Source organism: Pseudomonas sp. Pseusp3 (genome assembly GCF_047304225.1).
In the GTDB taxonomy this organism is placed as follows: Bacteria; Pseudomonadota; Gammaproteobacteria; order Pseudomonadales; family Pseudomonadaceae; genus Aquipseudomonas; species Aquipseudomonas fluorescens_CD.
On the sequence record NZ_JBGLYV010000087.1, the window covers coordinates 1 to 25,027 of the forward strand.

The 25,027-nt window shown below is 60.1% G+C and carries 19 protein-coding genes, 2 pseudogenes and 1 riboswitch; of the genes and pseudogenes, 9 read left to right on the forward strand and 12 right to left on the reverse strand.

Features of this window, described 5'->3' with window-relative positions:
- Positions 1-501, forward strand: a pseudogene (locus ACCD00_RS23630) (hypothetical protein); the annotation flags it as partial.
- A 77-nt stretch (positions 502-578) separates the two neighbouring features.
- Positions 579-1,562: an asparaginase gene (locus ACCD00_RS23635; RefSeq protein WP_413427773.1), complete on the forward strand. Its 984-nt coding sequence runs from the start codon at positions 579-581 to the stop codon at positions 1,560-1,562.
- A gap of 195 nt (positions 1,563-1,757) precedes the next feature.
- Here the strand turns inward: ACCD00_RS23635 and zapE are convergent, their stop codons facing one another.
- From zapE to ACCD00_RS23650, 3 genes are all read right to left on the reverse strand, one after another.
- Positions 1,758-2,852 carry a cell division protein ZapE gene (zapE, locus tag ACCD00_RS23640; protein WP_413427774.1) on the reverse strand — a complete coding sequence of 365 codons (1,095 nt, stop codon included), beginning with the start codon at positions 2,850-2,852 and terminating at the stop codon, positions 1,758-1,760.
- Positions 2,853-2,942: 90 nt separating this feature from the next.
- On the reverse strand, positions 2,943-4,298 hold the full coding sequence (locus tag ACCD00_RS23645) for a tryptophan--tRNA ligase (protein ID WP_413427775.1): 1,356 nt from the start codon (positions 4,296-4,298) through the stop codon (positions 2,943-2,945).
- Between the two features lie 24 nt (positions 4,299-4,322).
- Positions 4,323-4,952, reverse strand: coding sequence for an alpha/beta hydrolase (locus ACCD00_RS23650; RefSeq protein WP_413427776.1), 630 nt, complete (start codon positions 4,950-4,952; stop codon positions 4,323-4,325).
- 144 nt (positions 4,953-5,096) lie between these two features.
- Here ACCD00_RS23650 and ACCD00_RS23655 point away from each other — a divergent pair, with 144 nt between their 5' ends.
- The gene (locus tag ACCD00_RS23655; protein WP_008016678.1) at positions 5,097-5,531 is read left to right on the forward strand and encodes a YhcB family protein; all 435 of its coding nucleotides are present in this window, start codon (positions 5,097-5,099) and stop codon (positions 5,529-5,531) included.
- Positions 5,532-5,780: 249 nt separating this feature from the next.
- Here the strand turns inward: ACCD00_RS23655 and ACCD00_RS23660 are convergent, their stop codons facing one another.
- Both ACCD00_RS23660 and ACCD00_RS23665 read right to left on the reverse strand, forming a co-directional pair.
- Positions 5,781-6,521 (reverse strand): OmpA family protein, encoded by a 741-nt coding sequence (locus ACCD00_RS23660; protein WP_413427777.1) that lies wholly within the window; start codon positions 6,519-6,521, stop codon positions 5,781-5,783.
- A 103-nt stretch (positions 6,522-6,624) separates the two neighbouring features.
- Positions 6,625-7,269, reverse strand: coding sequence for an MBL fold metallo-hydrolase (locus ACCD00_RS23665; protein WP_413427778.1), 645 nt, complete (start codon positions 7,267-7,269; stop codon positions 6,625-6,627).
- Between the two features lie 185 nt (positions 7,270-7,454).
- Here ACCD00_RS23665 and ACCD00_RS23670 point away from each other — a divergent pair, with 185 nt between their 5' ends.
- Entirely contained in the window at positions 7,455-8,528 is a 1,074-nt protein-coding gene (locus ACCD00_RS23670) for a polymorphic toxin type 44 domain-containing protein (RefSeq protein WP_413427779.1), read from the forward strand.
- A gap of 483 nt (positions 8,529-9,011) precedes the next feature.
- On the opposite strand, the gene ACCD00_RS23675 is transcribed toward ACCD00_RS23670, so the two are convergent.
- From ACCD00_RS23675 to ACCD00_RS23695, 5 genes are all read right to left on the reverse strand, one after another.
- Positions 9,012-11,750 carry a LuxR C-terminal-related transcriptional regulator gene (locus tag ACCD00_RS23675; protein ID WP_413427780.1) on the reverse strand — a complete coding sequence of 913 codons (2,739 nt, stop codon included), beginning with the start codon at positions 11,748-11,750 and terminating at the stop codon, positions 9,012-9,014.
- Positions 11,751-11,925: 175 nt separating this feature from the next.
- Positions 11,926-13,290 carry a DUF1329 domain-containing protein gene (locus tag ACCD00_RS23680; protein WP_413427781.1) on the reverse strand — a complete coding sequence of 455 codons (1,365 nt, stop codon included), beginning with the start codon at positions 13,288-13,290 and terminating at the stop codon, positions 11,926-11,928.
- Between the two features lie 28 nt (positions 13,291-13,318).
- On the reverse strand, positions 13,319-15,202 hold the full coding sequence (locus ACCD00_RS23685; RefSeq protein WP_413427782.1) for a DUF1302 domain-containing protein: 1,884 nt from the start codon (positions 15,200-15,202) through the stop codon (positions 13,319-13,321).
- Positions 15,203-15,541: 339 nt separating this feature from the next.
- Positions 15,542-17,224 (reverse strand): fatty acid--CoA ligase, encoded by a 1,683-nt coding sequence (locus ACCD00_RS23690; RefSeq protein WP_413427783.1) that lies wholly within the window; start codon positions 17,222-17,224, stop codon positions 15,542-15,544.
- 260 nt (positions 17,225-17,484) lie between these two features.
- On the reverse strand, positions 17,485-18,114 hold the full coding sequence (locus ACCD00_RS23695; RefSeq protein WP_218477436.1) for a LysE family translocator: 630 nt from the start codon (positions 18,112-18,114) through the stop codon (positions 17,485-17,487).
- Between the two features lie 91 nt (positions 18,115-18,205).
- Here ACCD00_RS23695 and ACCD00_RS23700 point away from each other — a divergent pair, with 91 nt between their 5' ends.
- The 3 genes from ACCD00_RS23700 (at position 18,206) to ACCD00_RS23710 (ending at position 21,053) form a co-directional block, all read left to right on the forward strand.
- Complete coding sequence (locus ACCD00_RS23700; RefSeq protein ID WP_413427784.1) at positions 18,206-19,171, forward strand: 2-hydroxyacid dehydrogenase; 966 nt, start codon at positions 18,206-18,208, stop codon at positions 19,169-19,171.
- A 33-nt stretch (positions 19,172-19,204) separates the two neighbouring features.
- Positions 19,205-20,203: a methyltransferase gene (locus ACCD00_RS23705; protein ID WP_413427785.1), complete on the forward strand. Its 999-nt coding sequence runs from the start codon at positions 19,205-19,207 to the stop codon at positions 20,201-20,203.
- A 51-nt stretch (positions 20,204-20,254) separates the two neighbouring features.
- Positions 20,255-20,377: riboswitch (yybP-ykoY riboswitch) on the forward strand.
- A 91-nt stretch (positions 20,378-20,468) separates the two neighbouring features.
- Positions 20,469-21,053, forward strand: a complete 585-nt coding sequence (locus tag ACCD00_RS23710; RefSeq protein WP_008016665.1) for a TMEM165/GDT1 family protein — start codon at positions 20,469-20,471, stop codon at positions 21,051-21,053.
- Positions 21,054-21,218: 165 nt separating this feature from the next.
- Here the strand turns inward: ACCD00_RS23710 and ACCD00_RS23715 are convergent, their stop codons facing one another.
- Positions 21,219-22,037 (reverse strand): M48 family metallopeptidase, encoded by an 819-nt coding sequence (locus tag ACCD00_RS23715; protein ID WP_413427786.1) that lies wholly within the window; start codon positions 22,035-22,037, stop codon positions 21,219-21,221.
- Positions 22,038-23,398: 1,361 nt separating this feature from the next.
- Here ACCD00_RS23715 and ACCD00_RS23720 point away from each other — a divergent pair.
- A pseudogene (locus tag ACCD00_RS23720) lies at positions 23,399-23,596 on the forward strand (HAMP domain-containing protein); the annotation flags it as partial.
- Positions 23,597-23,707: 111 nt separating this feature from the next.
- Positions 23,708-24,451: a methyl-accepting chemotaxis protein gene (locus ACCD00_RS23725; protein WP_413427788.1), complete on the forward strand. Its 744-nt coding sequence runs from the start codon at positions 23,708-23,710 to the stop codon at positions 24,449-24,451.
- Positions 24,452-24,559: 108 nt separating this feature from the next.
- Here the strand turns inward: ACCD00_RS23725 and ACCD00_RS23730 are convergent.
- On the reverse strand, positions 24,560-25,027 hold a 468-nt coding region (locus tag ACCD00_RS23730), incomplete at its 5' end, for an SOS response-associated peptidase (RefSeq protein ID WP_413427787.1).

Genomic DNA, 25,027 nt, shown 5'->3' on the forward strand with positions numbered 1-25,027 from the left:
ACCCCGATCGCCCCCGCCAAGGCCCCCGACTATGGCGTCATCTGGAGCCTGCGCAGGATTCTGGCGGACTTTTCCGAAGCACCGTTCTTCGGCAATGAACTGGCCAGCCTTGGCCTGATACTGGGGGCATTGCTGGCGTACAGCTTGAACCCTTCAAGCCCCGCGTACGGATCGGGCCTGTTGCTGCACATCATCGGCGCGCAGGCATTGGCCTCGGCCATCGGCGTGCTGATCTGGCGTCGACAATGGATGTTGCGCGGCTGGTATCCCACTTACATCCCGCTGGTTTCAGTGGTGCCCGCGGCGATCCTGGCCTATGGCGGCAGCTGGCAGATTATCGCCTCAAGTGCACTGCTGGGGGCATTGCTCGCACCACCGCTGGCCTGTGTGATTGCCAGGAAATTACCGGCCGACATGCACGCCTACATCGCCAATGTATTGTCGATGGCCATCAGCACACTGCTGATCGTGCCGCTGATCGGCTTTCTGATCGCTGATTGATGTCCCAGCCATTCGGCTGTATCGCGGCCTCAAAAGCGGATACAGCCACTTTTCATTACAAACAAGCGAGGTAACCCATGGACCTGCCCAAACTGTCCATCGCGGCACTTGGCGGCACGGTAAGCATGCAAGCGAGCAATGCCGGTGAAGGTGTCATCCCGACCGTCAGCGGCGAAGCCCTGCTGACTTCCATACCGGAACTGACGACGCTGGCCGAAGTCACTGTCGAGACCCTCGGCCTGCTGCCCAGTGCGTCCCTGGATTTCGGGTTTTTGCTGAACGTATTGTCCTGGGCTGAGTTTCAGGTCAAACAGGGCGCCGTTGGGGTCGTGATAACCCAGGGCACTGACACCCTCGAAGAAGCCGCGGTGTTTCTGGATTATCTGTGGCCCTACGGCACCCCCTTGGTGCTGACCGGTGCCATGCGTTCCGCAGCACAGCCAGGTGCCGATGGACCGGCCAATCTGCTGGATGCATGTCGCGTTGCCCTGGCGCAGAACAGCCGGCAACGCGGTGTCCAGGTCGTGATGAACGGACAGATTCATCAAGCGTGCAGCGTACGCAAAACCGATTCGCTGGCATTGCAGGCGTTTTCCTCTCCGGTCGTGGGACCCGCGGGCCTGCTGCTGGAAGACCGTGTTCGCTACCTGCGCCCGCCGGGGCCGCGCACGGTGTTGCCGTTGCCGCAACAGACCACGCAGAAGGTTGCGCTGCTTGAGGCCTCACTTTCGGCCGACACCCTGCTACTGGAGAATATTCTCGCACTCGATTACGACGGACTGGTGATCGGCGGTTTTGGCGCCGGCCACATCTCGCAGCGCTGGGCGACAATGATTGAGCATATTGCCAAACGAATCCCCGTGATCATTGCGACCCGAACCGGTTCCGGCTCCACTGCACTTGCCTCTTACGGTTTTGGTGGCGGTGAGATGGACTTGATCCGCAAGGGTGCATCGATGGCGGGTTTTCTCTGTCCGCGAAAAGCCCGGATTCTGCTTTGGCTGTTGCTCGGTTGCCAACGGCAGCACGAGCTTGCGCGGTATCTCAACGAAGACATTTGACTTCAAGACAATGTACGAGCTTGTGGGAGCGGGCTTGCTCGCGAAAGCGGAGTGTCAGCAAAAAGAGTATCAACTGACACGACGTCTTCGCGAGCAAGCCCGCTCCCACAGGGTATTGTGATGAACCCATGGGGTTCTTCCGCGTACAAAAAAAGGGCCTGCATTTGCAGGCCCTTTTTCATTTTCCGAATCGTCCTACGGCTTATGCGCCCGGGACAGGAATTCGTGGGACTGCATTTCCAGCAGTCGGCTGAGGGTCCGCTGGAATTCAAAGTTCAGGCGACCACCGGTGTACAGATCCTTGAGCTCGACTTCGGCAGAAATGATCAGCTTCACGTTACGGTCGTAGAACTCGTCGACCATGTTGATGAAGCGGCGGGCGATGTCGTCGGTGGTGACGCTCATCTGCTCGACATCGCTGAGCAGCACGGCGTGGAAGATCTTGCCCAGCTCGATGTAGTCGTTCTGGCTGCGCGGGCCGTCGCACAGTTCACGGAAGTTGAACCAGGCCACGTCATCGCAGGTGCGCAGGGCACGAATTTCACGGTTTTCGATCATCAGCACGTCATTTTCGACCGCTGCCGTGCATTCCGGTGTCAGCGCACGGAAGCTCTTGCGCAGGCTTTCGTTGGCGGCTTCGTCGAGTGGATAGTGGAACAGCTCGGCTTGCTCGAGGTGACGCAGACGATAGTCGACGCCGCTGTCGACGTTGACGATCTCGGTGTTCTGCTTGATCAGCGCAATGGCCGGCAGGAAGCGCGCGCGTTGCAGGCCATCCTTGTACAGGCCGTCCGGCACGATGTTCGAAGTCGCGACCAGGGTCACGCCGTTCTTGAACAGCTCTTCCATCAGGGTGCCCAGGATCATGGCGTCGGTGATGTCGGAGACGAAGAACTCATCGAAGCAGATTACCCGGGCTTCGGTGGCGAAACGCTTGGCGATGATGGTCAGCGGGTTTTTCTCGCCGCCCAGGGTTTTCATCTCTTCGTGCACGCGCTTCATGAAACGGTGGAAGTGCGTACGGGACTTTTCCTTGAAGGGCAGCGCTTCGAAGAAGGTGTCCACCAGGTAAGTCTTGCCGCGACCTACGCCACCCCAGAAGTACAAACCCTTGACCGGGGCCTGATCCTTCTTGCCAAACAACTTGCCCAGCAGGCCCGGCTTGTTTTGCTCGGCCGCGACCAGGTCGTCGTACAGGCGCTGCAAATGACGCACGGCGGTTTCCTGCGCGGCATCATGGAAGAATTCCGGGCGTTTCAGATCAGCTTGATATCGTTCTAGGGGCGTCATAATTCGTTAGCAAGGCAACAAAAACGGGCCGACACTGTAGCGACGGCCCGCAGGAATGGCAATCGGCCCTTGGTCAGGCCGAACCGTTGTTTATTCCTGAACCGGCGTCAGGGCAATGCGCAAGGCTTCAATGGCCGCGTCGCGTGCGGCGCTGTCGGCGAAGGCCGGGCTGTCGGCAACACACTCGCCTTCCAGCCAGAGGCTGAAGCACAGTTCGTCACTGCGCACGTCCAATGCCTGGCCCGCTTGCAGTTGCTTGGTCACCTGACCGGCGGTTTTACCATCGGCGAAGTTGCGCGACAGCAGCAGCTGTTCGCCATCGGCCGCCAGCAGACGGAAGCGGAAACTGCCGTCGTCTTCGCGGAAGCTGACAAAACGTGCGGCCTTCACGGCTTTCTTTTTGGTAGTCGCCGCCACTTGAGTCTGGGCAACGAAGGAGCGCAGGCCCACCGCTTCACGCAGTTCGTGGAGGAACGGCGTCGCCACCGCACGGGCCTTTTTCGCGCCGTGTTGCAGGATGTCTTCCAGATCCGCCGGACGCTCGATCAGCTGGTTGTAGCGCTCGCGGGATTCGCCCAGTTCGGCGTCCAGCAGCTGGAACAGACGATTCTTCGCCTCGCCCCAACCCAGGCCCTGCAACAGCTCGCTGCGGAACTCGTCGGCCTGCGCCGGGGTGGCGAATGCCTGGAACAGGGTGAACAGGTGCGAATTGTCCGGATCCTTGGCTTCGCCCGGCGCGCGGGAGTCGGTGACGATCCGCGAAATCGCGTCCTTCATCTCTTTGGCGCTGCTGAACAGCGGAATGGTGTTGTCGTAGCTCTTCGACATCTTGCGGCCATCCAGGCCCGGCAAGGTGGCGACGCTCTCTTCGATCAGCGCCTCGGGCATGGTGAAGAATTCCTTGCCCTGGCCAAACAGGTGGTTGAAGCGCTGACCGATGTCCCGCGCCATTTCCACGTGCTGGATCTGGTCACGACCGACCGGCACCTTGTGCGCGTTGAACATCAGGATGTCCGCGGCCATCAGCACCGGGTAGCTGTACAGGCCCATGGTGATGCCCGCGTCCGGGTCTTCACCGGTCTCGACGTTCTTGTCCACCGAAGCCTTGTAGGCGTGGGCGCGATTGAGCAGGCCCTTGGCGGCGACGCAGGTCAGCAGCCAGGTCAGCTCGGGGATTTCCGGGATGTCGGACTGGCGATAGAAGGTCACGCGATCGACATCCAGGCCACCGGCCAGCCAGGTCGCGGCGATTTCCAGACGCGAGCGCTGGATGCGCAGCGGGTCATCGCACTTGATCAGGGCGTGGTAGTCGGCCAGGAAGTAGAACGAATCGGCATTGCTGTCACGGCTGGCAAGGATTGCCGGGCGGATGGCGCCAGCGTAGTTGCCCAGGTGCGGCGTGCCGGTGGTGGTGATGCCGGTGAGGATACGGGTACGAGTCGTCATGGGTAATCGCTTGTCAGACTGCAATCAATTCGAGAGACGCGGCAGGATCAGATCCTTGAGATCGGTCAGCTTGCCATGAAAAAAGTGTCCGCATTCTGCCACTTTCAGCAGCTCATGGGGGCGTTCGAGCTTGTCGGACCATTCGTAAACGACTTGTGGATCGATCACTTCGTCGGTTTCCGGCTGGATCAAGGTCAATTCGCCGTGCTGCGGCAACCGATCCTGATCACCGAGGCGCATGACCGCTGGCGCGACCATGAACAGATGCTTGAGCTGCTCGCCCTTGGCCTCGAGGCGCCCGCCAAGGCTTGCTGCAACAAAACCGCCGAAGGAAAAACCGAACAGGGTCAGCGGCAATTCCGGGTGTCTGGCGCGAATCCATGCGGCGACAGCCTGGGCATCATCGACTTCACCGGTGCCCATGTCGTGGGAGCCTTCGCTGGCACCGACGCCACGATAGTTGAAGCGCAGGGTGATCAGTCCGGCGTCGCGCGCGGTGCGCTGCAGGGTCGAGACCACCTTGTTGAGCATGGTGCCGCCTTGCACCGGGTTCGGATGGCAGATGAGCGCCAGGCCACGCGGTTGCTCATTGTCCAGGTACAGTGCTTCCAGTTGGCCGACCGGGCCATCAATCACTACAGGGGTTTCGCGCATAAGCAAGGAAGGAACTCCGTGACCTCGAATCGGGTCGACTCGTCTAGCAAATTGTCTGTGGCTGTCTATTGCGAGTGAATCGCGGTATACAGCGCAGGTTCGAGCCGTTAACGTAAAGCAAAGCCGTTTATAGAGGAAGGACTCGTGGAACACTCGCTCTTAGTTTGGTTGTTACCGACTCTTGCCCTGGTTGTGGGTGTCGCCATTGGGTTTCTGATCGCTCGCCTTGCGCCGAATGCCGCGCCTAGCAGCACGCAACGTCAGCTGGACGACATTCAGGAACGTTTCGACAGTTATCAGAACGAAGTGGTAACTCACTTCAACAGCACTGCAACGCTGGTCAAGAAACTGACTGCGAGCTATCAGGAAGTGCAGGACCATCTCGCCGAGGGCGCCAACCGCCTGGCCCTGGACGAACAGACTCGCCAACGCCTGCTGGCCTCCCTGCACGCCGATGCGGCGCAGGCTCCACGGGAACGCCTGACGCCGCCACGCAATCAGGAACCGCCTCGCGACTACGCACCGAAAGCCCCGAACGCGCCGGGCATGCTCGATGAGCATTACGGCCTGAAGAAGTAAGCAGACCTGCGCAATAAAAAGCCCCCGGACAAATGATTGTCCGGGGGCTTTTTTGTTTCTGATCCAATATTTTCGGTGTTTGTCAGGGCCCCTTCGCGGGCAAGCCCGCTCCCACAGTATCCGTGATCGACCCAGAACCCTGTGGGAGCGGGCTTGCCCGCGAAGAGGCCGGAACTGACAGCACAAAAAAACCGTTCGCCCCCCATAAGGACCGAACGGTTCTTTTACACCCGGGATTCAGTCAGACGCTTATGGATACTGCTGAACTGTACCCTGCTGCTGAGCACCATACTCCTGACCCGGAATCGCCTTGAGGTTGACCTCTACACGGCGGTTCTGCGCCCGGCCATTGACGTCGCCGTTGCTGGCAACCGGGCTATCGGGACCTGCGCCGCGAGCGCTCAGGTTGGTCCCGCTGACACCTTGCGAGGTCAGGTAGGTTGCCACGCTTTGCGCACGACGCTGGGACAGGTCCATGTTGTGCTGGCGGCTACCGGTGCTGTCGGTATAGCCGACGATCTCGATCTGGTTCTGGTTGAACTCTTTCAGCGAGCCCGCCAGGTTGTTCAGCGGTTGATAGAAACCTGGAGCAATGTTCGCCGAATCGGTAGCGAACGTGATGTTACCCGGCATGATCAGTTTGATCTGGTCGCCCTGGCGCTGCACTTCAACACCGGTGTTGGCCATGCTGGCGCGCAGCTTTTTCTCTTGCTGGTCGGCGTAGTAGCCGTAACCGGCGGCGGAAGCACCGACCACTGCAGCACCGATCAGCGCACCCTTGCCACGGTTATCGTGGTTGATGGCAGCACCGGCCAGCGCACCGGCCAGAGCGCCGAGGCCACCGTATTTCGCGGTCTTGCTCATGCCTTCGGAGCCGCTTTCCGCCTGGCCCTGAGCCTGGCCCTGACCGCCGTAAGGGTTAGGCGAGGCACAACCGGACAAAACGGCCACAGCTGTAGCGACAATAATCAAACGACGCGTGGTGAACATGTAAAGCTCCTACGTTTTTGCATTCTGTGGTGCAACGGACCAAGGCATCAGCCTTTGCGGGCGTTGGATCACTTCCTGGATTAAAAATTCCGCTCGTTACAAATCATGCCCGTACAAACGGGTTTTCGCGCATTTCATCGCCCAGACGAGTGTCAGGACCATGCCCGGCTACCACCGTCGCCTCTTCGTCGAGGGTGTACAGCCGCTGCTTGATCGAACGCACTATGGTCGCCTGGTCGCCACCCCACAAGTCCGTGCGCCCGACTCCGCGACGAAACAGCGTGTCGCCGGCAATCAGCAGCCTGGCCTCGGAAAACCAGAAGCTCATTGAGCCCGGTGTATGACCCGGCGTGTGCAACGCCACACCGCAGCCGCAGGCCAGTTCTTCATCATCGGCCAGCCAGCGATCCGGTGACGGCACCGGGGTATAAGGCACACCGAACATCTGGCACTGCATTTCCAGGTTGTCCCACAGAAACTGGTCTTCCTTGTGCAGATGCAGTGTCGCGCCGGTTTTCTCCTTGAGTTGACCGGAAGCGAGGAAATGATCGAGGTGGGCATGGGTATGGATGATACTGACCACTTTCAGCCCCAGGGCATCGAGACGCGCCAGGATCAGCTCATGATTGCCACCCGGATCGACAACGATGGCCTTTTTCGTCACCGGATCGCCGATGATTGTGCAGTTGCACTGCAAAGGACCGACGGGGAAGGTTTCGCGGATAAGCGCAGGTTTGACAGCGTCCATGGGCGTTCCTGGAGTAAATGGATGGCCTATTCTGGCACAGCCCGCCGACATCGCCGATGCCGTCCGCCGCCTATCACCTGCCTGATTGCAGAATCCACCTACATCATTCAAGGAAACGTCTGATTTAACTCCCGTGCCGCCAAGCCTAGCGTGCTCGTCCCTGCAAACAACACAAGGACTGAATCATGGGGCGAGGAACAGCTAACGGGTTAGGACAAGGATTGCACGGCGACCTGACCACGACAGGAGCCATGTGTATCAGTAGCTTGCCCTGTGCAACGCATGGAGGGCGTGCTGTGCTACGACTCGGGGACAAGACCACTGCGTGTAAAAAATGCGGCAGAACCGGCGTTATCGTTGACAGCCTACCCGCTATGAAATGGCACGGCGTTCCAACTGTACTGGACGGTGCAGAAGTTCACTGCGGCTGCCCACCAGGTACCAATCGGCTGATTGCTCCCGCACCTTCGCCTCGCGCCACCCGCTCCGAGCACACTCAAAGTGTTGCTCATCCGACGAGGCATTCTGATCAAGTATCGACGACAAAATCTCTACAAAGTGATCAAAAAACAGTTGAGATAAAAACGCGACCTGTCGTTTGCAACGACCCGGACATGATGGAAGAGGTAGCGAGCTACATTGCCGGGGAAATGAACCGCAATATTACTCATCCGTCCGTAGTGAAGATGAAGAACCTCAACAATTTTGACGCTGATGGTGAGCAAAAGAAGTTCAGAAAACTACCTTGGTACGCACGCCTTTCCCCACCCAACTTCAAAGCAATTGAGTCAGGAAACAGGGTGACGGCCATGGCTCTTTGGGCAGAGCGCGTAGGTCAGAACAGACCCTGGGATCACAAGGTCACGATAGGGCTACAGTTTGGCGGCCCCTGGCAGAAACAAGGTATGTTCGACTACTTCTACGACATATGGTCAAACGTGCACTATGGGTACGTAGGGATGGCGGGAGGACTTTCCGAAAGTCTCCTTTTGGATGGAGCTGGAGTCGAACAAATTGCCTCAGATTCCATCCGTAAAATACAAAAATGGGATAAAAGACCGGGGCCACGTCGGTCGGCGGACATCGAAGGGATGCGAGCGTGGGACGACATCGGAGACAGGGTATCTATCAGCATTGGCATCAAACTCTACAGACTTCAACCGAACGGCGGGATAACAGTGAAGATGCTGATGGATGAAGTCTTGGGTTTACCACGCACAAGCTGGGGTGATGGTATTCGTGACCATATCTGTAAATAAGCCCCATTCCAGGAATACATGGTGCGGTTTGGTCATTCTATTGCTCGCACCCATCCTCTTTTGGTACTTCGCCGCACCTCAGGTGAACTTCTACTTTTCTGAAAAAGGCCAAGGGCGCCTAGGCTACATCCTGAATGTGCAGCACGAGATCTCGAAGGGAGAACTTTACCCTGGTGAAGTGACTGGAGGCCCCGGTCATATCTTCCCAGACGCGAAATTTTTTATGGAGTTTTACTGGAATAACGGAGGTAAATCACACTGCATACGGGTCAAACCGAAATGGCCAAACACAGATATCTACATTGGGCCAGACGGAGAAATTGAGAGTCGCACTGAGAGTAGCCGTATTGAACAATGTGGAGCGCTCCCGGGCTGATTGCTGGCCAATGTTTTCAAATTTGGCCCGTTTTTTTGACCACAACTCCCCTCTTGCAGTACAGAGTCACTAATACCAGCCCCCCACGCTGGAAAGTCCGCTGCACGTTACACCAACACCCCCAGCTCCTTGGCCCGCGCCACGGCCTGTGTACGCCGCTCGACCCCGAGCTTGCTGTTGATGTGGCTGGCGTGGGTCTTGACCGTGTGCAGGGAGATAAACAGCTGATCGCTGATTTCCTGGTTTGAACAGCCCTGGGCAATCAATCGCAATACCGCCAGTTCCCGCGTGCTGAGCTGTTCCGCGGCGACGCCGGACTCCTGGCCGGAGCGGGCAGCCAGTGCCGGCAGTTTTTCACTGAGGCTCAGGGAAACGGGGGTTGGCGGACAGAGTTGAAGTTGCCCACGCAGCCAGTCCGGGTAATCGGTCAACAAGCACTCAAAGGGTTGCAGCACCCCGCCACCGGCGACGTCCAGCGCCTGAGCCAGGGCCTTGCGTGCTTCCGGTTCCCGTCCGGTGCCCAGCAATAGCGCCACTTTCTGGGTCAACGCCATGGCACTGAGCATCTGTCGACCGCTTTGCTGGCCATGTTCAAGCAGCGCATTCAAACGCCCTTCAGCCAGCATCGGTTGGCCCTGGATGGCATCCAGCAAGGCTTGCTGCAATTCGATATGCAGCGGCAATTGCGGGTGGAACTCTGGCGGTGCTGCCCCGTATTCACCGTTATAGGTCTGGCCCAGACGCGCCAGCCAGGCTTCAGCCAGATCGGTGCGCCCCTGGGCCAGCCAGAGTTCACATTTGACCAGGGTAATCATCGCCAGGTAGTAGATCGGCGGCACATCCCAGATGTGCATCAGCCGTTCGGCTTCGGCAAGTTCGGCAAAGGCCTTGGCGAACTCACCGCTGCAGCCTTCCAGCCTGGCAATCACGCAGTGGCCGATAAGCACGCTGATGTCACGACAGGCACGCGCCTCGCTCAACCCGGCCTGCAAGCGCACCCGGGCCAATTGCGGCTGCATGCGCTGGGCCAGCAAAAAGCCTTCGTACAAGGTCAGCCGGGCGCGAACCGCATACAGCCGTTGCGCAGACAGGCTCTGCAGGCGCTGCATTCCCTGACGGACCTCTTCCAGCGCCCGACAGATTTCCCCGCGCGCTTGCAACACCCGGGCACGGTCGTAGTGCGCCAGTGCTTCGAACAACGGGTTGCCGACCCGTTGCGCCAGCTCCAGCGATTCGCGGTTCAGCCCCCGCGCCTGCCACAAATCACCATCGGCAATGGCCAGGTTGGACAGGGTCGAGAGGCACATCAGGCGCTGGCCGTAACGCTTGGTCGGAAGACTCTCCAACGCTTCGCGGCAGTACCGCAGCGTCAGTTCGCGGTTGCCGCGCCCACGGGCAATGATGCCGCTCAATGCCAGCCATTGAGCCAGCATGGACTTCTGGGCGGTGGCTGACGGAGCAGGCAGGAAGCGGCTCAAATGGCTGGCCAGCTCCTCGGCGGCATCCAGCTGGCAAGCCATCCCCAGCGCCCAGCTATACAGCACGATCAGTCGCGGCGTGCTGATCAGCAAGCTGTCAGGCAAGTCCATTTTCCAGCGCAGCAACATGCCGACATTCTGCTCGGCCAGCAGTTGCTCTTCGGAGAGGTTCTGCACCAGGTTCGCCGCGACGTCCAGGTGACCGGCACGCAGGGCCTGCTCCACGGCCTCATCGAGCAATCCCTGGGCATTGAACCAGCGACAGGCACGCAGGTGCAGGCTGGCGGCCGGGACCATCGACTGGGAAGTCGGCCGCGTGCGCAACAGATCGGAAAACAGGTGGTGGTAACGATACCAATGGCCATGCTCGTCCAGCGGCACCAGGAACACCTGGTGAGCCAACAGGAAACGCAGGATCTCTGCGCTGTCATGGGCGTCGCGGACGGCATCGCACAGTTCGCTGCAAAAACGTTCCTGGGGCGCCGTGTCATAGAGGAACGACTGGACCTCGGCGGGCAGGCAATCGATGACTTCTTCGAGCAGATAATCACGGATCAGCCCTTCCCCACCGTGCAACGATTGCGGCAGCGTCCCATCGGTGCCCGCCTCCGAAGCGGCCAGTAGCCAGAAGCGTAACCCCGCGACCCAGCCTTCGCTACGCTGGATCAGACTCTCCAGTGCCTCACCGCGCAAGGAACTGCTGTGCCGGTCGAGCAGGCTCAAGGCCTCGTCACGGGTCAGGCGCAAATCCTGTTCATGCAACTCAAGCAGTTGTCGCGACAGCCGCAGCCGCGCCAGGTGCCAGTCGGGACGTTGCCGACTGGTGACCATCACCAGCAAGCCATCCGGAAGATGATTGAGGAAAAACTGCAGGCAACGGTCCAGTACCGGCCCCTGGGCCAGATGGTAATCATCCAGCACCAGCAGCAATGGCCTCGCTGTGGACAGGTGCACGGCCAACTCGTCGAGCAGGCCGTCCAGCCACTCTTCGAACGCGAACGGCTGATGGCGCTGGCGCATTTTCAACAGCCCGAGGGATTGCCTGCCCAGGTGCGGAAAATAGTCCTGAAGGCCTTCGAGCAGGCGTTCGAGAAAACGCCCCGGGTCACTGTCTCTCGGGCTCAACCCCAGCCAGAGACTTTGCCAGTGCTCTGGCAAGCCCTGACAAAACTCCACCGCCAACGAACTCTTGCCGAACCCTGCCGGTGCGCTGACAAGCAACAACCTGCCTGCGAGCCCGGCATTCAGCCGTTCGCACAAACGCGGACGCAGCACATGGCCGTCGGGCAACGGCGGGCGGAAGAAGCGCCCGTCCAGTGTCGCGACGGCAACATGAGCAGAACCTGGGGGTGTAGACAAATCAGTCATAACCGGCTCTTGTTTGAATTGCGGGTGGCGGCGTTGCAGATGTCCGCAGACTAGCCGTAATCGGATAGGGAATGAAGGTAATTGCTACAAATGGCTACAAAAAGACTACAAGCAAAAAAAAACGCCCCGAACCAGTCGGGGCGTTTTCAGAGGGTGCGTCGCTACTCAGTTCACCTTAGCGAACACCATCCTGACGCAAGGCTGCCGGGGTGAAGTCGCTGGTGGTGGCGGTGAAGCCGAAGTCATAGGCCGACTTCTCTTCGTTCTTCATGCCGAGCGCCAGGTAACGACCCGACTGCAGGTCATACAGGGCTTCGAGGGCATACCACGGCACTTGCTTGTCGTAATAGTTCTCGGCGTGGGCCTCGGCGACGCGCCACAGTTGACCGCGACCGTCGTAGTGATCGATCACCGCTGCTTGCCAGGTGTCTTCGTCAATGTAGAAGTCACGCTTGGCGTAGATGTGACGCTGACCTTCCTTCAGGGTTGCAACCACATGCCACACACGACGCAACTCGTAACGAGCCAGGTCCTGGTTGATGTGGCCGGCCTTAATGATGTCGGCGTACTTGAGCTTCGGATCATCGAGTTTGTAGGCATCGGAGGCGATGTACATCTCTTTCTTGCCTTCGAGCTTCCAGTCGTAGCGATCCGGCGCACCGTTGTACATGTCCAGGTTGTCGGAGGTACGCAGGCCATCGGCTGCAGTACCCGGGCCGTCATAGGACACTTGCGGTGCACGGCGCACACGACGCTGACCGGCGTTGTAGACCCACGCCGAGCGCGGCTCCTTCACCTGGTCGAGGGTTTCGTGCACCAGCAGCACACCACCGGCCAGACGTGCCGGCGCGGTCACTTTCTGCTTGAAGTAGAACAGGATGTTGCCCGGGTTTTTCGGGTCGTAATCCTTCATCTTGTCGCGGAACACGAACTGGTCCTGGAAGTAGACCAGGCTGAACGAACCGTTCGGCTGTGGTGTGGCCTGGGTCACGAGGCGGGTCACGCTGCCCCCGCGATAGCGGGTGATGTGGTTCCAGATGACTTCCACGCCGCTTTTCGGAATCGGGAACGGCACGGCCGTTTCGAAGTTTTCCAGACCGTTACCGCCGGACACCAGGTTGGTGTTGGTGGCGTTGCGCTTGATGGCGGCGAACACGTCATCCGGCACGGTGGCACCGCGATGGGACGGGTACACCGGCATCTTGAAGGTTTCCGGGTAGCGCTTGAACATCGCGTACTGGCCCGGGGCGAGCTTCTCTTTGTACTGATCGACGTTCTGCGCCGTGATGGTGAACAGCGGCTTTTCGCTGGCGTACGGATCGGACAGGAAGCCCTTGCTGTCAGCGGTGCCGGCATTCTTCGGCATCGGCTTCCAGGCCGGGATAGAACCGTCGGCGTTACCCGCCATTTCGGCGCCCATCGGGGTCAAGCTCTTGCCCAGCTTGTCAGCCTCGGCCTGGGGAACCGCTGCCATGACGCTGGTCGCCAGCAGCGAAAGCCCCAGAACACCGGCGTGGAACAGACTCTTTGTTATTTTCATATGTGCGTTCGTCCTGAGAATACAGTGCTTAGAAGTTCACGCCGACGCTGAGCGCAACGAAGTCGCGGTCATCCACGGTGGTGTACTTGCCGTCGAAGAAGTTGGTGTACGCCAGGCTCGCGGTGTAGGTGTTCTGGTACTCGGCGTCGACACCCAGGCTCACCGCCTTGCGGCCTTCCTCGAAGTTGCCGCCAGGGCCAGGCGAGTAACCGCTCACGTCATGGGACCAGGCAACGTTCGGCTTGAGGTTCACACCGGCAAACACGTCGTTGTATTCCCAGATGGCGCGACCGCGGTAGCCCCACGAAGTCGGGGTGGTGAAGCCTTCGTTGGTGCAATTGCGGCTGAGGTTGTTGGTTGGAGTACCCGGGCCGGCCCCGCGGATGGTGCCGGCGTTAAGCGTCACGCAGGTATTTTGGCCGTTGGTAGCAGGCAACTCACCCGGGCCGTAGACCGGGTCACGGCCGTAACGGACATCGGAGGAGCTTTCCAGCCCGCCGACATGAGTCACGCCCACTTCGCCCACCAGGGTCAGACGGCTGGCGCCCATGACCTGGTCAAAGAAGTGCGTCAGGGTAGTCTGGAACTGGGTGATCTCTTTACGGCGATAGCCGTGCAGGTCAGTACCCGGTGCAGCGGACAGCAGCGACGCGTTGCCCAGGCCGTTCAAAGGACGTACACCAGCGAACAGGATGTCGGTGGTATTGAGCTGCACCGGAGCGTTCGGACGGTAGCTGATCTCACCGCTCCACGCCGTACCGGTAGGCAGGGTGGTGGAGAAGCTCAGGCCGTAGAGGCGGATGTCTTCCGGGTATTCGATGAAGTATTGCGAATTACCCGCCACCAGCAATGGCGCCAGCGCGGCGAACGGACCTGGGAGTCCCGCTGCCGTGTTGTAGACCGACTGCGGCGCACCAGTGGCGCTGAAGATCGGCGCACGGCTGTGGTAGTTCATGAAGTAGGCGCCGAACTCGGTGTCCAGCGGATCGAACATGTACTTGAAGGACGCGCCCCACTGACCGCTGTCACGGGCATCACGATCGGGGCCACGACGCACCAGAACACCCTCTTCGTTGACGTCGACGCCGTTGGCGGCCAAAGGCCCCAGGGCAATGGCCGGAATTTGCGAGCGCTTGTTCAGCACGCGCAGGTTGTTGTCGCAGCCGTCGGCAACAATGTCCGGCTGGGAGAAGAACGTGCCGCAGTTATCGACGACGGTCTGGTCCCATTCCAGTTGGTAGAAGGCTTCGGCCGAAAGGTTTTCGGTCAGGCTCTGGGAGATGTAGAACATGTTGACCGGGATCAGGCCTTCCTTGATCTCGGCACCCGGACGGCGGAACGCGGACACGTCGATCGGGTTGATCGAGTTGATGCCGCCGCCGATGAAGGTACTTTCACCCCAGCTCACGACCTGCTTGCCCAGGCGCACGGAACCTGGCTGATCGGCAATGGAGTAGTTGTGGTAGACGAAGGCGTCGAGGAGTTGAGTGCCAGCGGACTTGGCGCCTTCTTTGCGGCCGTCGTCGCTGATGTCCTTGAACGGACGGCTTTCGTCTTTCAGTTCAAAGTCGTACCAGTATTTGCCACGGACGAAAACACCGGTATCGCCGTATTTCAGTTCAAGGTCATGGATGCCCTTGAAGATCTTCGAGAAGGTTTCTCCGCTCTTGAAGTTCAGGTGACCGTCATCAGAAGTCTGGGACAGACCCTTGCCACCGTTGTTGACACCGATGAGGTTCTTGTTCGGCTGCTGAGTAGACCAGCTGGCACCAATCGACAGGGATGAGTCGAACTGACCTTCGATTTCACCTACGTTGAAACTGACGCCGAATGCTGGCCCGGCGAGCGTAGAGGCAAGACTGACAGCCAGGGGCAGTTTCGCCCGGCGCCAGAACTGGTTTGCTGATGTCATCGACGCTACTCCATGTGCATTTTATTGTTATGGCAGTGAGCACTTCTAAAAACGCTGTGGATAACCGGGAGCCATGGCATCCCAAAGTCATTCCAAAGTTGCATCGCCCCGGTTTGTGCGGTTGCCCCGTTCTTAAAAATCCTTGAGCGGACTATAGCCAGCAGGTAGTAGTGCTTGATCCCTCTAAAGTGTGATTTGCAGCTGCCAGCCACTCTGGAACAGTCCTTTCGCCAGTCCGACGCCCGTCGGCCCGGCAAGAATGGCTGAAATTTTCGATTTGACAAGCCAAGCGCTTGCTTGGTGGGGCTGGCGTGCCCTTTCGGGCACGCCAAGAGGCGCTTAAAGCGTCGAGAGGAAGGTGCTGTTGGTGGCCTGCCATTCGGTGATGTCGACACGAATGCGCTTCTTGTCGAGTTTGCCGACACTGGTCTTGGGAATTTCAGTAACAAGGGCGATCTGGCTCGGAATCGCCCACTTGCTCAAGTGCCCCAGTTCCACAAACGGCTTGAGGTGTTCCTTGAGTTCCCGGGCCCCGATTGTGTGCCCCTCACGGAGCACCAGCAGGGCAAACGGTCGCTCGCCCCATTGCGGATCAGGGATCCCCACCACTGCTACTTCGCGTACCGCCGCATGGCGGCTGATCAGGTCTTCGAGGTCCAGGGAGGAAATCCACTCGCCACCGGTCTTGATCACGTCCTTGATGCGGTCACGAATGTCTATCACACCCATGCTGTCCAGGGTCGCCACGTCGCCGGTGTGCAGCCAGCCGCCGGCCCAGAGTTCGGCGCCCTTCTGCGGCTCGTTGAAATACCCCTCGGTCAGCCACGGTGCGCGCAACACCAGCTCGCCCTGGGTCTCGCCGTCGGCAGGCAGGAAGTTACCCTCGGTGTCGACGATCGCCGCCTCTACCAGCGGCCCGGGTACGCCGGCCTTGATCCGGTAGGTGGTGCGCTCGTCTTCAGTGCCGGCCATCAATTCGTCGTTGAGGTGCGCGCACGACACCAGCGGCCCGGTTTCCGACATACCGTACGCTGCGGTCAACTGAATGCCCTTGGCTTTTGCCGCTTCGTACAGCGTGCGGTTCAGGGCGCTGCCGCCGATGACGATTTTCCAGCCGCCGAAGTCGACGTTCTGCGCGGCCTTGGCATTGAGGACCATCTGCAAGATGGTCGGTACGCAATGGGAGAACGTGACCTTCTCCTTGCGCCACAACTCCACCAGATACTCCGGGTCATAGCGACCGGGGTACACCTGCTTGAGTCCGAGCATGGTCGCCACATACGGCAAGCCCCAGGCGTGCACATGGAACATGGGGGTGATCGGCATGTACACGTCGTTGGTGCCCAGCAGGCGCACGCTATCGATCGCGCCCATGATGGTCGACACGCCCATGGTGTGCAGCACCAGTTGCCGATGGGTGAAGTACACGCCCTTGGGATTGCCGGTCGTGCCGGTGGTATAGAACGTGGTGGCAACCGAGTTTTCGTCGAAATCCTCGAAGTCGTACTGCGGGCTCGCCGCGGCCAGCAGCTGTTCGTATTCGCCGACGAGGTTCGGCAGGTCAGCGGTCTTTTCCGGCAGGTCAGTCAGCAGCAGGGTTTTGTCGACTGTGGTCAGATGCCCTTCGATGGCCTTGTAGAGCCCGACGAACTCGCTGTTGACCAGCACAAAGCGGTCCTCGGCGTGGTTCATGGTGTAGAGGATCTGTTCCGGCGACAGGCGCACGTTGATGGTGTGGATCACCGCACCGATCATCGGGATGGCGAACATGCATTCCAGGTAACGATGGCTGTCCCAGTCCATCACACCCACCGCATCCCCGGGCTTGACCCCGGCCGCTGTCAGCACGTTGGCCAGACGCGCCACCCGCTCGATCAGGGTCGGGTAGCTGTAGCGCAACTTGTCGCGGTAGATGATCTCGCGGGTTTTCTCATAACGGGCACCGGACATCAGTAGCCGTTTGATCAACAGCGGGTACTGGTAAGCGCCTTCGGCCGGGGGGATAACGCGAGTCTGCAACATAATAATCCCTTTAATCTGACTGCACGGTCGTGACTGAAAGTACGCACTGTAGTGCCCTTGATCGTCAGCCAAATCAGCCAAAGGAATGATTTGCAGAGCCCCACCAATGCTAGCGTTGCGCCATCACTCATAGGGCTTGATTACCCGTAGGAGCGGGCTTGCCCGCGATGAACCCGGGATTTTCGCGGGGTGTCAGATATCAAGTGTTATCGTTGACGAGCATCGCGAGCGAGCTCGCTCCTACAAGGACAGATATCTGATCAATGCATCTCGGTAAAGGCGAGCTTCACGCCAATCGCAATCAGCACCGCGCCCATGGTCCGGTCGAACCAGTGCCCCATGCGTGCGAAACCGGCGCGTACGCGTTGCTGGCTGAACAACATCGCCACCAGACAGAACCAGGTCGCCGTCGCCACCGCCAGGTAAACCCCATAACCGGCCTGCACGGCCAGTGGTGTGTGCGGGTTGATCACCACGGTGAACAGCGAGAGGAAGAACAGCGTGGCTTTCGGGTTGAGACCATTGGTGACGAAACCTGAGGTGAAGGCACCACGGGCCGTGCGCTCCCCGGCTTCCTTGTGCAGATCGTCCGCCACAGGCTTGGCCGGTTGCGCGCGCAGTGCCTTGTAACCGATGTACAGCAGGTAAGCGGCGGCGGCCCATTTCAAGGCATTGAACAGCACGATCGACTGGGACACGATCAGGCCGATCCCCAACAGGGAATAACCCACGTGCAGGAAGATCGCAGTACCCACGCCCAGCGCAGTCCAGGTGCCCGCGCGGCGACCGTGGGTGACACTCTCACGCACCACCACGGCAAAGTCCGGGCCGGGGCTGGCCACGGCCAGCAGGTGAATCAGGGCAACGGTCAAGAACTCTGTCCAGTACATGGGGGCTCCTTTAGGCCAAGCGTAACTATTAATTCCATCTGGTAGGCTCGGCAGGTTACGCCTTCAGTTCATTGCACAAAAGGTACAGTTGATGACGAACACTCGCCGCGCCGTTTTCCTCGACCACCCGTCCCTGGACCTCGGCGACCTTGACCTCAACCCGCTGCGCAGTTGTTTCAGCGAACTGCAGCTGTTCGCCCAGACCTTGCCCGATCAAGTCATCGAACACCTCAAGGGCGCTACCGTCGCCATCAGCAACAAGATCCTGATCGATGCCGCCGCCATGGCCGCCAGCCCTGATCTCAAGCTGATCCTGATCACTGCCACCGGCACCAACAACGTCGACCTCGCCGCCGCCCGCGCCCACGGGATTACCGTGTGCAACTGTCAGGGTTACGGCACGCCATCGGTGGCGCAGCACACGATCATGCTGCTGCTCAACCTGGCCACGCGCCTGGCCGATTATCAAAAAGCCGTCAGCGATGGCCGCTGGCAGCAAGCCAGACAATTCTGTTTACTGGATTACCCGATTGTCGAGCTCGAAGGCAAAACCCTTGGCCTGCTGGGCCATGGCGAATTGGGTGGCGCAGTCGCACGCCTGGCTGAAGCCTTCGGCATGCGCGTTCTGCTGGGGCAAATTCCCGGGCGCCCTGCCCGGCCGGACCGCCTGCCACTGGATGAACTGTTACCGCAAGTCGATGCCCTGACCCTGCACTGCCCGCTCAACGAACACACCCGGCATTTCATCGGCGCCCGAGAACTGGCCTCAATGAAGCCCGGCGCATTCGTGGTCAACACTGCCCGCGGTGGCCTGATCGACGAACAGGCGCTGGCCGACGCCTTGCGCAACGGGCATCTGGGCGGCGCCGCCACTGATGTACTGAGTGTCGAGCCTCCGATCAATGGCAATCCGCTGCTGGCCCACGACATCCCGCGCCTGATCGTCACCCCGCACAACGCCTGGGGCAGCCGCGAAGCGCGCCAGCGAATCGTTGGCCAAGTGACCGAAAACGCACTGGGATATTTCAGCGGTAAGGCGCTGCGGGTCGTCAGTTGATAAACTGCGGCACTTTTTTTCACGGGAGCAGTTATGGATCCGCGCAGTGAAGTACTGCTTCGTCAGGCCGAGTTATTCCAGGGTTCGGTGCTGTTGGCCGGTTTGCCCGCCGACGACTTGCTGGGCCGTCTGCCCGAGGCTCATGGCTGGTGCTGGCACGCCGGCGATCAGGCCGCGCTGGAAGCCCGCTTTGCCGGGCGCAGCCATTTTGGCGTGAACGCGCCTGAGCGCGGGTTCGATAGCGCCGTGGTGTTTTTGCCCAAGGCCAGGGACCTGACTGATTACATCCTCAACGCTGTGGCCTCACGGCTGCAAGGCCGCGAGGTGTATCTGGTGGGCGAGAAAAAAAGCGGCATCGAAGGTGCAGCCAAGCAACTCAACCCTTTCGGCAAGCCACGCAAGCTCGACAGTGCGCGGCATTGCCAGCTCTGGCTGGTCACCGTGGCCGATGCGCCACAAGCCAAACCGCTGGAAAGCCTGGCACAGACCTACGAACTGCCGCTGGCCGAAGGTCCGTTGAAGGTCATCAGCCTGCCGGGGGTGTTCAGCCACGGTCGCCTCGATCGCGGCAGCGCGCTGCTGCTGGAGCACCTGGACAAACTGCCCGGCGGTCACTTGCTCGACTTCGGCTGCGGCGCAGGGGTCTTGGGCGCGGCGGTGAAACGTCGCTATCCGCACAATCAGGTGACGATGCTGGATGTGGACGCCTTTGCCGCCGCCAGCAGTCGCCTGACACTGGCGGCCAATGGTCTGGAAGCCGAGGTGATTACCGGTGACGGAATCGATGCGGCACCGATGGGTTTGAGTGCGATCCTGAGCAATCCGCCGTTCCATGTCGGCGTGCACACCGACTATTTCGCGACGGAGAACTTGCTGCGAAAATCGGCCAAACATCTGAAAAACGGCGGCGAACTGCGCTTGGTGGCGAACAGCTTCCTGAAGTACCAGCCACTGATCGAAGAGCATCTGGGCCCATGCACGATCAAGGCCGAAGGCCAGGGTTTTCGCATCTACCGGGCTAAACGCGGCTAAGGCTTTTTTGAAAAAGAAGGCTTGCCGAATGGATTTTGCCTAGGCAGAATCCGCTCCGTCCTAGGGGAGTAGTCTCCCACGAGCGCCACGCTCGTCCGGCATGCGTCAACATACTTGGTCCTCAGACCATGGCGCATGCGACCCAAGCATCCACATCAGATGGATCGCAGGGTTTGACAAGACCTATGACACGAACACCTTACCCGGGGCGGGAAGGCTGTACGTGTCATAGCCGTGTCGACCCGCCCCCTTAGGAAACCCCCTGATGCTGGATTCACTACTCGTACCTACCGCAATCGTTGCCTTGGCCGAAATCGGCGACAAGACGCAACTGCTCGCGCTCATTCTCGCTGCCCGATTCCGCAAGCCCTGGCCGATCATCGCTGGTATCGTCGCCGCAACCCTGGCCAACCACGCGGCCGCCGGTGCAGTCGGTGCCTGGGTCGGCAGTTTCTTCTCGGATACGATGCTGCACTGGATCCTCGCCGCAAGCTTTGCAGCGACCGCACTGTGGACTCTGGTGCCGGACAAGATGGATGACGACGAAGCCAGTACCGCCCGCAAGTTCGGGCCATTCCTGACCACGCTGATCGCGTTCTTCCTGGCGGAAATCGGCGACAAGACCCAGATCGCAACCGTGATGCTGGCTGCGCAATATCCGGAGTTGTGGCTGGTGATCATCGGCACCACCCTCGGCATGCTGATTGCCAACGTGCCCGTGGTATTGGCCGGTAACTTTGCCGCGGACAAATTGCCGTTGACCCTGATCCGTCGACTGGCGGCGTCAGCGTTCTTCATCCTGGCGATTGTCGCGGTGTACAAGGCGATGCAGAGCAGCGGGTGGGTTTGACGCGATAGGTCGTTCGACCGCGTTATCGTTCTTCGTGAGCAAGCCCGCTCCCACATGGGGTCTCCAGCGCACACAAAATTTGCAGTCAATGGAGATTCAGTGTGGGAGCGGGCTTGCTCCGGGCGGCGTTCCGACGAAGAGGCCCGCAGCCTCACCGCATGACTATCAGTACTTCCTGGCCTGCTCGTACAGCGGCATCACCTTCGGAATCGCCGCCTGCAACGCAGCGGTCCGGCTGCTGGAAGACGGGTGAGTGCTCATGAACTCCGGCGGCGCGCCTTCGCTGGCCTTGCTCATCTTGCCCCACAGGCTGATCGCGGCGTTCGGGTTGTAGCCGGCGCGTGCAGCCAGCTCAAGGCCAATCAAATCCGCTTCGTTTTCGTTTTCACGACTATTGGGCAACGTCATGCCATAGTTGGCTACCGTGTCCGCCAGTGCCAGACTGTCCTGGCCCAGCCCCAACAAGGCGCCGGCGCCCTGCTTGGCCATCTCGATCCCATAAGCCTTGGACATTGCCTCACGACCGTGCTCGCGCAGGGCGTGGGCGATTTCATGGCCCATGACCGCAGCAATTTCATCATCGGTCAGCTGCAGTTTGTCGATCAACCCGGTGTAGAAAATGATCTTGCCGCCAGGGCCGCAGTTGGCGTTGAGTTCATCGCTCTTGATCAGGTTGACTTCCCACTTCCACTGGGCCGCGTCCGGACGGAAGTTCGGCGCCTGGGCAATCAGCCGGTCGGCAATCGCCTGAACCCGCCGGGCTTCATTGCTGGACTTGTCCAGCACACCTTTGCTGGACGCTTCGCCCACGGTCTTCTGATAGGACTGGGCATACATCTGGTCGACCTCTTGCGAGGACAACATGCTGAACATGTACTGCTTGCGCTCAACGCCGACAGCACCGCCACTGGTGGTATTGACCGACTGGCAACCGGCGAGCAGCAGGCCTGCGCTCAGCGCACACAAAGCCAATGTCTTGTTCATCGAAAAACTCCCTGAAAACATGCCGCGTATCCTAGGCGTGGAATTGTATCGACGCCAGATACAACGGACATAAGACGCACAATTCAGACAAAGCTCTCGTCGGTGCAGGAAAAAATTCACATTCCGCGGCGAGCCGCAGCCCATCACGCCGCGCATTGATTCATTTGCGACATCCGCCACGCAAAAACAGCCATTTCAACGGCCCGCGCTCATGCTCGCCCGACACCCTGCCGATACACCTCCGCAGACGTCCTTTCGCGCGCGGAGCCCCCATGAAATTCAAGTCGATCCAGTTTTCCGTGGCGGCCCTTGCCGGCGCCATCGTCCTTAGTGTCGTGGCAGCGCTGGTGGTGTACGCGCTGTTTTCCGGCGCCCGCACGCAAGACATGATCCAGGGGCGGACCCAGGCCCAATTCGAGCAAGTCATCGAACAGCGCCTGACGTCCCTGGCGCAAACCCAGGTCAGCCAGATCCAGCGTGAACTCGAAGCACCGCTGCTGATTGCCGGCGGACTGGTGCGGATCAATGCCCTGATCGGCACACCGGCTGCCGATGGCAAGCCCGCCCTGAGCCTCAGCCGCGAGCAACTGATCGGCCTGATCAAGGAAAACGTGGTCAAGAACCCGAAAATCCTCGGCACCTACATCGGCTGGGAAAAAGACGCACTGGATCACAACGATGCGGCCTACGTCGGCACCCAGGTGGTCGGCATCGACGCCAGCAACGGGCGTTTCCTGCCCTGGTGGTTCCGCAACGACGACGGCACCCTGGGCCTGGACAAACTGGTAGACGTCGACGACCAGAAGACCCTGTCCACCGGCGTGCGCGCCAGTGAGTACTACCTGTGCTCGAAAGAAACCAGAAAATCCTGCGTGATCGATCCGGCGCCTTACAAAGTGGGCGACAAAATCGTCATGCTTGCCTCCTTTATTGAGCCGATCATGCTCAACGGAGCTTTCCAGGGCATCGTCGGCGCCGACCTGTCGGTGAACTTCATTCAGGAAATGCTCCTTGGCGCCAACCAGAAACTCTACGGCGGCGCAGGTGAAATGGCCCTGGTTGGCGGCAATGGCCGGATCGTTGCGTACACCAAGGACCCGAGCAAATTCGGTGAAAAAGTCAGTGACATCCTCGACAGCAAACAGATTGCCAACATGGCCAATCTCAAGCGCGGCGAAGTCACCTACAGCGTCGACAAGGCCCAGGGCCGGATCGAGCTGTACCTGCCTTTCGGCATCGGCCAGACCGACGCCCGCTGGACCTTGATGCTGCAACTGCCGCTGAACGCGGTGATGGCCGACCTGCAAAAACTCCAGGCCGACCTGAACGCACAGCGCAAATCCGACACCTTCGGCATGGCGATGGTCGGTCTGGTGATTGCCGGTATCGGCTTGCTGGTGATCTGGCTGGTAGGCCACGGCATCGCCCGCCCACTCAAGCAGATGGTGGCCATGCTCGACGACATCGCCCAGGGCGAGGGTGACCTGACCCGGCGCCTGACCAGCGACCGCGCCGATGAGCTGGGTTCGATCGCCAAAGGCTTCAACACTTTCCTGGCCAAGTTGCAGGCGATGATCACCCAGGTGGTGACTTCGGTGCAGAGCGTCAGCGATTCCTCGGAACACACCGCCGACATCGCCATCCGCACCAACACCGGTGTACACAAACAAATGGCCGAGATCGATCAGGTCGCCACCGCCGTGCAGGAGATGACCGCCACCGCCCAGGACGTGGCGCGCAATGCGACCCAGGCCGCACAGGCCGCCAGCCATGCCGACCAGGCCGCCAGCCAAGGCATGCAGATCGTGCGTGACACGTCGGACTCGATTGGTGCCCTTGCCGTGGAGATCGGCCGGGCCGTCGGTGTGGTGCAAACCCTTGCCAAGGACAGCGAAAACATCAATGCCATCCTCACCGCCATTCGCGGGATCGCCGAGCAGACCAATCTACTGGCCTTGAACGCAGCCATCGAAGCCGCCCGTGCCGGCGAACAGGGCCGAGGTTTTGCCGTGGTGGCAGACGAAGTGCGTAACCTGGCGCAGAAGACACAAAAGGCCACCGAAGAAATCCAGACCATGATCCAGCAACTCCAGCAAGGCACGCGGGATGTGGTGCGAGTCATGGAGGACAGCCAGAACCGCACGGACGAAAGCGTACTGCACGCCTCCAAGGCCGCCGAAGCACTGGAAACCATTACCCAGGCGGTGTCAGTGATCAACGACATGAACACTCAGATCGCCAGCGCGGCCGAGGAGCAAAGTGCGGTAGCGGACGACATCAACCGCAACGTGATCAACATCGGGCAAGTGGCCAATGAGGTGGCCGGTGGTGCGGATGAATCGAGTGCAGCCAGTGCGGACTTGACCAAACTGGCCGAGCAGCAGCGGCGGTTGATCAATCAGTTCAGGGTCTGATCCGAGGGCCTCTTCGCTGGCAAGCCAGCTCCTACAAGGGATCTGCGGTGTTCACAAATCCTCTGTAGGAGCTGGCTTGCCAGCGAAGGCGTCAGCACACCCAACACATCAACCCGGCGTCAGACACTCAGGCCCATTGAGCTTCGGATCATTCACCATGTTCGCCAACACCCGCTCGCGCAACGCGGCGGGCTCACTGGCCAGCAAGGCTTGCAAAGCATGCAGCGGCGTATCCGGATCCAGCCATGCCGCCTGCCCCGCCTCATCGAGTATCAACGGTCGACGCTGACTGGCGGCTGGCTGGGTAATGACCGCCGTACTCAGCCACACCTGCTCCTGTACGGGATACGCCTCCCAGATCGCCGCAAAGAACAATGACGAGCCCTCCCCCGGCGTCAGCCAGTACGGCCGCTTGCGGGTGGTGCCGCGCCATTCGTAAAAACCATTGGCCGGCAACAGGCAGCGGCGCAAGCGCAGGGCTTCGCGGAACATCGGTTGTTCGGCCACGGTTTCGGCTCGGGCGTGTGCCGGGGTCCGCGACAGGTCGGTCAGCCAAGGCGGCGTCAGGCCCCAGCG

Excerpts from the sequence above, each read along its gene's own strand:
- ACCD00_RS23635 (WP_413427773.1), top strand. The coding sequence starts at position 579 with ATGGACCTGCCCAAACTGTCCATCGCGGCACTTGGCGGCACGGTAAGC.
- zapE (WP_413427774.1), bottom strand. The coding sequence starts at position 2,852 with ATGACGCCCCTAGAACGATATCAAGCTGATCTGAAACGCCCGGAATTC.
- ACCD00_RS23645 (WP_413427775.1), bottom strand. The coding sequence starts at position 4,298 with ATGACGACTCGTACCCGTATCCTCACCGGCATCACCACCACCGGCACG.
- ACCD00_RS23650 (WP_413427776.1), bottom strand. The coding sequence starts at position 4,952 with ATGCGCGAAACCCCTGTAGTGATTGATGGCCCGGTCGGCCAACTGGAA.
- ACCD00_RS23660 (WP_413427777.1), bottom strand. The coding sequence starts at position 6,521 with ATGTTCACCACGCGTCGTTTGATTATTGTCGCTACAGCTGTGGCCGTT.
- ACCD00_RS23665 (WP_413427778.1), bottom strand. The coding sequence starts at position 7,269 with ATGGACGCTGTCAAACCTGCGCTTATCCGCGAAACCTTCCCCGTCGGT.
- ACCD00_RS23670 (WP_413427779.1), top strand. The coding sequence starts at position 7,455 with ATGGGGCGAGGAACAGCTAACGGGTTAGGACAAGGATTGCACGGCGAC.
- ACCD00_RS23675 (WP_413427780.1), bottom strand. The coding sequence starts at position 11,750 with ATGACTGATTTGTCTACACCCCCAGGTTCTGCTCATGTTGCCGTCGCG.
- ACCD00_RS23680 (WP_413427781.1), bottom strand. The coding sequence starts at position 13,290 with ATGAAAATAACAAAGAGTCTGTTCCACGCCGGTGTTCTGGGGCTTTCG.
- ACCD00_RS23685 (WP_413427782.1), bottom strand. The coding sequence starts at position 15,202 with ATGACATCAGCAAACCAGTTCTGGCGCCGGGCGAAACTGCCCCTGGCT.
- ACCD00_RS23690 (WP_413427783.1), bottom strand. The coding sequence starts at position 17,224 with ATGTTGCAGACTCGCGTTATCCCCCCGGCCGAAGGCGCTTACCAGTAC.
- ACCD00_RS23695 (WP_218477436.1), bottom strand. The coding sequence starts at position 18,114 with ATGTACTGGACAGAGTTCTTGACCGTTGCCCTGATTCACCTGCTGGCC.
- ACCD00_RS23700 (WP_413427784.1), top strand. The coding sequence starts at position 18,206 with ATGACGAACACTCGCCGCGCCGTTTTCCTCGACCACCCGTCCCTGGAC.
- ACCD00_RS23705 (WP_413427785.1), top strand. The coding sequence starts at position 19,205 with ATGGATCCGCGCAGTGAAGTACTGCTTCGTCAGGCCGAGTTATTCCAG.
- ACCD00_RS23710 (WP_008016665.1), top strand. The coding sequence starts at position 20,469 with ATGCTGGATTCACTACTCGTACCTACCGCAATCGTTGCCTTGGCCGAA.
- ACCD00_RS23715 (WP_413427786.1), bottom strand. The coding sequence starts at position 22,037 with ATGAACAAGACATTGGCTTTGTGTGCGCTGAGCGCAGGCCTGCTGCTC.
- ACCD00_RS23725 (WP_413427788.1), top strand. The coding sequence starts at position 23,708 with ATGGCCGAGATCGATCAGGTCGCCACCGCCGTGCAGGAGATGACCGCC.